Here is a 6406-nt window from a genome sequence, read left to right as displayed (position 1 = left end):
TCACCGGTCATGGGCTCCAGACGCTCGGCCGTCAGCCCGGCCAGTGTCTTCAGGGAGGCGCCGGCCAGGGGGACCCCGTTGAGTGTGGCGTAGACCGGCGGGGCGGCGCGGGGCAGGAGTTGGCGCGAGCAATAGTCGATGGGCGGGGCGATCAGCCGGGCATAGAGAGCGTCGTCGATCAGGTGCACCAGTCCATCCGCCGCCACATAGCGGCGCTGTCCCAGCGGGTCCAGACCGCCGAAGGCAAGCGTCAGGTCGTCCAGCCTGACCTGGAGCTTGGCCGGGGCCAACCCAAGTTCACCGAGCGCGGCGGATTGGGCCGGGAAGCTGCGCTGGACCGGGGTGCGCAGGCCGCTCAGCAGGCGCTCGACCTGACCCTGGTCGGCGTCCAGGTCCATGGGTTCGCGCATCCGCCAGCCGTCCGGGGTCTGCTCCAGGCGGATACGGGGCTCGCCGACGCGCTCCACCTCGATGAGTCGGACGTCCGCGGCAGCGGTTGCGGTCAGCGTCTGGGGGCTGTCCGCGACGCTCACTATGTGACGGATGCCCAGGCCCAGTGCCGCGAGCACCAGGAGTAGGACCAGATTGATGAGCCACCGTGCCTTCATGGTCTAGCCTCGCGCACGCGCCCAGCGCATGGTCAGGCCAGCGACCAGGAAGAGTCCGGGCAGGAGGACCAGGGCGCCCAGCCCCAGGAGCAGGCGGCGGTCCTGGTCCAGGATCAGGCCCGCGGCCGACGCGGGGTCCGGGGGCAGGGCGAACAGGCCCTCCTCCCCGCTCACCCAGCGCAGCAGTTTGAGGCCCAGGGCGCGGTTGCCGTACGCGTCGAGTTGGGCGTTGCTCAGGAAGTCCCCGTCCCCGACCACCAGCACCCGCTGCACCTGGCCGTCCTCGCCCAGGGGCCTGGTCAAGGCCAGGACCACCGGGAGCGGACCGGCCTGTTCGCCGATCACCTCGTCGCGGAAGACCTTGCCCTCGAGACGCCCGGTCTCGTTCCAACTCTCGCTGCCGGTGCTCAGATAACCGGCCAGGGTCCAGCCGGGGGCGGTGCGGGTCTCGAAGGCGAGCGCCCCGGGCAGCAGTGCGGGGTCTTTGAGACCGGCCCCCAGGGAGTCGTCCGGGAACTCGGCGATGACGGCCACCGCCGGGGTCTTGGACTCGAACTCGGCCGCCTTGGCGTCGACCACGGTGCCGGGGAGCACGCCGATGCCCAGGAGATCCAGCAGCGGCTCGAGCCCGTCGGCGGGCCCTGGGTCCATGAGCCAGAGCAGGTTGCCGCCGCGCTCCAGATACCGTGCAAGCCGCGGCGCCTCCCCGGGGAAGAGTGCGAGCGCCGGGTTGGAGAGCAGGACCAACTGGGTGTTGACCGGTACGTCCGCCGCCGTCGCCAGGTCCAGGCTGCGCGGCAGGAAGCCGCGCTCCTTCAATTCCTGGGCGAAGCGGCCCAGGTCCGCGACCCCCTGGCCGTCGATCTTGCGCTCCCCGTGGCCCTCTAGGACCGCCACCCAGGACGCCCTGGTGCCGGCAAGGCGGGCAATGGCCGCGCTGAGGGTGCGCTCCCCGACCCGGCTCAGGGTCTCCCGGCGCCCCCGGTACTCGAGCATGATCTGACCGGCCAGGGTGACCTTGGCGTCGCGCGCCTGTTCCGGGAAGCGCTGGGGGTCGAGGAAGCGGACCACGAGCCCCGGCAGGGCGTGCCGGTAGCGGGCCAGGAGGCGCTCGATGGCCTTGCCCAGGGGGTCCTGGGGGTCGGCGAAGACGGTGGCGCGCAGCGGTGCGTCCAGGCGGCTCAGGATCGCTGCGGACTCCGGGCTCAGGGAGTTGGCGCGCTCACCGGTCCAGTCCCAGTAGCGGTCGTGGCGCGCGATCAGCCAGCCGGCCGCGACCACGCAGGCGAGCAGCAGCAGGGCGAAGAGACCATCCGCCAAGGGCCGTTCAATGCCCATGATGGCCCGCAGAATGGGTTTGCTCCAGCGCGTCACGCAGCACTCAGTCTTCATCTTGGCTCACGCAAGCCGCCGATTGGCCAGCCGCCGGTGGGTCAGCGCCAGAAAGAGCCCGGTGAACAGCAGAAAATAGGCCACATCACTGACCCGCACGGCGCCCAGCAGGAACCACAGCAGGTGCTCGTTCCAGGCGAGCCAGGCGAAGAGCGAGAGCCCCGGGAGGCTCAAGTCCTGGGCGCGCCCGATCACGGAGAACAGCAGCAGCAGGCCGAAGGCGGCCAGTACCGCCGCCCCCGGCTGGGCGCTCAGGCTGGCGGCGTAGAGCCCGATGGCGCCGAACATCAGGCCCGCCAGCCACAGCCCCAGAGTGGCCGCGGCGAAGAGCCCCGGGTCCAGGTGCGCGACGCCCAGGAGCAGGGTCAGGTTGGCCGCGGGCAGCAGGCACAGGGGGGTGAGCAGGGCCACCACCCCGAGAAACTTGCCCAGGACCACGGCGTACAGATGCACCGGCGCCGCGCCGATCAGGTCGTAGGTCCCGTCCCTGAATTCGGCGCTCAGCATCCGCATGGCGATCAGTGGGGCGGCCAGCATGGCGATCACGGCGGCGATGCTGAACAGGTTCAGTGCCAGTTCCTGCGACAGGCTGGCCACCCGCTCATCGGCCCCCAGCCCGCTGAAGTCGTCGACCACCTTCAGAAAGACCCAGGCGAGCACCACCTGGCCCGCCCCGAGCAGCACCCACAAGAGCGGTGTAACCAGACCGCCGCGCAGTTCCCGACCGGCGATAGTGAGGATCACGCCGGCTCCTGCGCCCCGATCAGGTCGAAGAAGACCCGCTCCAGGTCGCTGCGCTCCGCGGTCAGTTCCCGCAGTCCGAGCCCGGCCGCCACCACCTGCCGGGCCAGGTCCTCGGGTCCTTGGTCGGGCTTGAGGACGACGCGCGTGTACTCCTCCTGGAGCGGGCTTGCCTGCGCCACGCAGTCCAGGGCGCTGACCGCGGCGCAGTCCGCGGGCGGCGCCAGGCGCAGCCGCCAGACGAGGGGGCCGCGGTCGGTGGCCAGGTGGTCCCCGGACACCAGCCGCCCCTGGTGGAGGATCGCCACGCGGTCGCACACCGCCTGGACCTCCGGCAGGACGTGGCTGGAGAAGATGATCCCGCTGTCGCACGCCAGCTCGCGCACCAGGGTGCGGATCTGGCGGACCTGCACCGGGTCCAGCCCCTCGGTGGGTTCGTCCAGGATCAGCAGCCGTGGCCGGTGCAGGATTGCCTGCGCGATGCCGAGGCGCTGCCGATACCCCTTGGACAGCTTGGCGATGGGGCGCCGGCCCAGCTCATCCAGACCGCAGCGGCACTTGGCCTGCGCCACCGCGTCCGCGGTCTTGGCGCGGGGGACCCGGTGCAGCCGGGCGCAGAACCCCAGGTACTCATCGATCCTCAGGTCCTGGTAGAGCGGCGGGCGTTCGGGGAGATAGCCCAAGAGTCGCTTGGCCCCGACCGGGTTGCGGGCGAGGTCGATGCCGGCGATCTCCACCCGCCCGCTGCTCGGGGCCAGGTTGCCGCTCAGGACCCGCAGACAGGTGGTCTTGCCGGCGCCGTTGGGCCCCAGCAGGCCGAGCACCTCCCCCCGGGCCAGGGTCAGGTCGAGTCCCGCCAGGGCCGTGTAGCGGCCAAAGCGGCGGGTCAGATCGGTTACGCGTACCAGGGTCTCCATAACCGGGGCACAATACCCGCTCGGGGGGGACTTGCCAAACACTCTTAGCGGGTCGGCGACCGCTCGGAGGCGGCCGACGACGACAGCGCTTGGCGATTGGGCCGCGCCGTGGCACCCTCCCACCAGCACAGACGCCATCACCAAGAGGGGGCCATCCCGGATGCAACCGGAACGAGCAGACAGCGCGCTCACCCTGAGCGCCGAGGAACGACACGAAATGATCGCCGTCGCCGCCTATTACCTGGCGGAGCAACGCGGATTCCCCGGGGAGGGGGCGATGGATGACTGGGTTCACGCCGAACACCAGATCGACCGCATGGTCGAGCGGATGCGCCATGACGGCGCCAACCGCCGCGCCCTGGAGCGCGTGGGGCTGCGCAATGCCCTCAAGCTCTGGGGGCAGGACGGGGAGGACGCGCAGGTGTCCTGACCAGCGCCCGGCCGATCCCCCACCGATGGCGGGCGCCTGACTATTTGCGTGTCGGCTCGAGCGGTGCACCGGGCTTCGCGGGGCCGGTGGGCTTGGGTTCCTCGACCGGCTTGGGTGGGGGTTTCGGTTGGAACTGCGGGGTCTTGGCGGCGGCCGCCCCGGCCCCGGTGCCGAGCATATTGAGCGCCTCGGCACTCTTGCCCGGGATCTCGAAGTGCATCTCGGGCCAGATGGCGAGCCCCTTGGCCGCGGACACGGTACCGCCGCCGGCCTGATCGATGGTGGTGCCCGACAGCGCCGTGCGCACGATCAGGTCGCTCTCCCCCGTGATCCCCGTGAGCTTGCCGGTGCCCCCGGTCAGCTTGAAGGTGCCGGTGCAGGAGCCGGGCTCGCCGTCGCAGTTGTACTCAGCGTAGATGTAGTCCCCGGTCGGGCTCTCGATGGTGCAGTAGCCGTGACCCTTGATGGTGTTGGCGAGGATCTCGGTGATCTGGGTGGACGGGCAGGTGAAGAGGGCCGCGTCCAGGAGCCCCTGGCCGTGCTCGATATACATGATGCCCGCGAAGGTGCCGATGAACTGGAGCTTGTCCACGGCGACCTGGAAGACCTGTCCATTGGCCTCCCAGGGGGCGAGGATCTTGGCCGTGCCCTGTTCGGCCCACAGGGGCTGGGCGACGGCGATGCCGACGAGGGCGAGCAGGGGGGCAAGGCTGGCCATGGGTAACCCTAAGGCTTCGGTGTCGGCTTGGGCGCGGGCGGTGCGGGGGGCTGCGCCGCCGGTGCCGCCCCGGCGGCGACCGCGTCCAGTCGCTCCATGGCCGCGGTACCCTCATCGGGCGATTCGGATTGCACGACCGCCAGGCACTCGGAGATATAGTCCTCCATGTCCTCCGGGGCTACCTCTTCGTCGGCGGCCATTTTGCGACACTGATCGGTCGTCTCGTCGGCCAGGTTCAGGGTGGGATAGCCGGCGGCCAGCAACGCGGCGAGCGGCAGGGCGTAGAGTGAACGCATCATTTTGATCGGACTCCTGAAGGGTTGAGAGGCGTGCGACGATGCCAAGGGCGCGCCGGACCAGGTCCAGCGGTAGGCAGCCCGGCCGTGCCGTGGTATAGGATGGCGGATGATAGCCGCCCGGACCCCCTATGGTAAATCGGCGTCGGCCGGCGACCCGGCGGCGCGCCCGCTGCTGCTCGGCTGGCGGGAGTGGGCGGCCCTGCCGGACATTGGGCTGCACCTGATCAAGGCCAAGGTAGACACCGGGGCCCGGACCTCGACCCTGCACGCCTTCTATGTCGAGCCCCTGCGCCGCGGCGCCGCCCAGTCCGTGCGCTTCGGCGTACACCCGCTGCGCGGGCGGCTGGACGTGGTGGTGCATGGTGAGGCGCCATTGCTCGAGCGCCGCCGGATCTGCGACTCCGGCGGGCACCGGGAGGAGCGTTGTGTGATCCTGACCCGGCTGCGGATCGGGGGCCGCGAGTGGCCGATCGAGCTGACCCTGACCAACCGTGAGACCATGCTGTTCCGGATGTTGCTCGGGCGCGGCGCCATCGCCGGGCACGCGCTGGTGGATCCGCAATTGTCGTTTGTCACGGGGCGGCCGGTGCGGCCGGCCGGGTGCTATGGGGCGGACTGAGGCGCGCCCGCGAACCGCTCCAGCAGCCCTTCGATGGCGACCCGCACCGCCTGGTGTCGCACCTCCCCCCGGTTTCCGGCGAATTGCAGGCACCGCGCCCAGGGCGGGGCACCGGGGACCGCCCAGGCGAACCAGACCGTGCCCACGGGTTTGTCCTCGCTGCCGCCGTCGGGTCCGGCGATGCCGCTCACGGCCACCGCCACCTGGGCCTGGCTGCGCGCCAGGGCGCCGGCCGCCATCTCCAGCACCACGGGTTCGCTGACCGCCCCATGGGTTTGCAGTGTGTGTGTCGCCACCCCCAGCAGGTCCGCCTTGGCCGCGTTGCTGTAGGTGACGAACCCGCGGTCGAACCAGGCACTGCTCCCGGCGATATCGGTGACCACCTTGGCGATCCAGCCCCCGGTGCAGGATTCAGCCGTGGCGAGGCGCAGCCCCCGGGCGTGCAGGAGGGCACCGAGCCGGACGGCGAGTGGATCGAGAGATTCAGTCATGCGTTCGGTCTCGGCTTCAGTGCCCCCGCGGCGGGGCGACCAGGATTGCCACGGATTCACAGGATACCGAAATCGTGGCATCCCCGGCGCGATCACCTGGAGCCTGGGGTGCGATCAGAACTGATGTGCTGACCGAGATCCCGGGTACGCTGTCGTTGTCGTTGTCGTTGTCGTTGTCGTTGTCGTTGTCG

At 70.6% G+C, this 6406-nt stretch carries 9 protein-coding genes; 2 read left to right on the top strand and 7 right to left on the bottom strand.

Translation table 11 applies throughout. From position 1 onward, the window contains the following. The 4 genes from QZY48_RS15555 to QZY48_RS15540 form a co-directional block, all read right to left on the bottom strand. Nucleotides 1–608 (bottom strand): DUF4340 domain-containing protein (locus QZY48_RS15555; RefSeq protein ID WP_295432417.1); only part of this gene is annotated, 608 nt, incomplete at its 3' end. 3 nt (nt 609–611) lie between these two features. Continuing rightward, nucleotides 612–2000 (bottom strand): GldG family protein, encoded by a 1389-nt coding sequence (locus tag QZY48_RS15550; protein ID WP_295432415.1) that lies wholly within the window; start codon nt 1998–2000, stop codon nt 612–614. Between the two features lie 6 nt (nt 2001–2006). Beyond that, nucleotides 2007–2744, bottom strand: coding sequence for an ABC transporter permease subunit (locus tag QZY48_RS15545; RefSeq protein ID WP_295432414.1), 738 nt, complete (start codon nt 2742–2744; stop codon nt 2007–2009). Beyond that, nucleotides 2741–3658 carry an ABC transporter ATP-binding protein gene (locus QZY48_RS15540; RefSeq protein WP_295432412.1) on the bottom strand — a complete coding sequence of 306 codons (918 nt, stop codon included), beginning with the start codon at nt 3656–3658 and terminating at the stop codon, nt 2741–2743. The genes QZY48_RS15545 and QZY48_RS15540 overlap by 4 nt, the downstream gene beginning before the upstream one ends. A 160-nt stretch (nt 3659–3818) precedes the next feature. Here QZY48_RS15540 and QZY48_RS15535 point away from each other — a divergent pair, with 160 nt between their 5' ends. Beyond that, nucleotides 3819–4088 (top strand): DUF2934 domain-containing protein, encoded by a 270-nt coding sequence (locus QZY48_RS15535; RefSeq protein ID WP_295432409.1) that lies wholly within the window; start codon nt 3819–3821, stop codon nt 4086–4088. A 40-nt stretch (nt 4089–4128) separates the two neighbouring features. Here the strand turns inward: QZY48_RS15535 and QZY48_RS15530 are convergent, their stop codons facing one another. Together QZY48_RS15530 and QZY48_RS15525 are read right to left on the bottom strand one after the other, a co-directional pair. After that, entirely contained in the window at nt 4129–4806 is a 678-nt protein-coding gene (locus QZY48_RS15530) for a hypothetical protein (protein WP_295432407.1), read from the bottom strand. Nucleotides 4807–4814: 8 nt separating this feature from the next. Further along, nucleotides 4815–5105, bottom strand: coding sequence for a hypothetical protein (locus QZY48_RS15525; RefSeq protein ID WP_295432405.1), 291 nt, complete (start codon nt 5103–5105; stop codon nt 4815–4817). Between the two features lie 106 nt (nt 5106–5211). On the opposite strand from QZY48_RS15525, the gene QZY48_RS15520 reads away from it, so the two are divergent. Beyond that, entirely contained in the window at nt 5212–5724 is a 513-nt protein-coding gene (locus QZY48_RS15520) for a RimK/LysX family protein (RefSeq protein ID WP_295432403.1), read from the top strand. Here QZY48_RS15520 and pncC read toward each other — a convergent pair. Continuing rightward, nucleotides 5709–6215 carry a nicotinamide-nucleotide amidase gene (pncC, locus tag QZY48_RS15515; RefSeq protein WP_295432400.1) on the bottom strand — a complete coding sequence of 169 codons (507 nt, stop codon included), beginning with the start codon at nt 6213–6215 and terminating at the stop codon, nt 5709–5711. The genes QZY48_RS15520 and pncC overlap by 16 nt on opposite strands. Nucleotides 6216–6406 lie beyond the last annotated feature (191 nt).

Origin of the sequence: uncultured Thiodictyon sp. (assembly GCF_903828115.1) — a bacterium.
In the GTDB taxonomy this organism is placed as follows: domain Bacteria; phylum Pseudomonadota; class Gammaproteobacteria; order Chromatiales; family Chromatiaceae; genus Thiodictyon.
This window is presented reverse-complemented; position numbering and strand designations above follow the sequence as displayed.

Excerpts from the sequence above, each read along its gene's own strand:
- QZY48_RS15535 (WP_295432409.1), top strand. The coding sequence starts at position 3,819 with ATGCAACCGGAACGAGCAGACAGCGCGCTCACCCTGAGCGCCGAGGAA.
- pncC (WP_295432400.1), bottom strand. The coding sequence starts at position 6,215 with ATGACTGAATCTCTCGATCCACTCGCCGTCCGGCTCGGTGCCCTCCTG.
- QZY48_RS15530 (WP_295432407.1), bottom strand. The coding sequence starts at position 4,806 with ATGGCCAGCCTTGCCCCCCTGCTCGCCCTCGTCGGCATCGCCGTCGCC.
- QZY48_RS15540 (WP_295432412.1), bottom strand. The coding sequence starts at position 3,658 with ATGGAGACCCTGGTACGCGTAACCGATCTGACCCGCCGCTTTGGCCGC.
- QZY48_RS15550 (WP_295432415.1), bottom strand. The coding sequence starts at position 2,000 with ATGAAGACTGAGTGCTGCGTGACGCGCTGGAGCAAACCCATTCTGCGG.
- QZY48_RS15525 (WP_295432405.1), bottom strand. The coding sequence starts at position 5,105 with ATGATGCGTTCACTCTACGCCCTGCCGCTCGCCGCGTTGCTGGCCGCC.
- QZY48_RS15520 (WP_295432403.1), top strand. The coding sequence starts at position 5,212 with ATGATAGCCGCCCGGACCCCCTATGGTAAATCGGCGTCGGCCGGCGAC.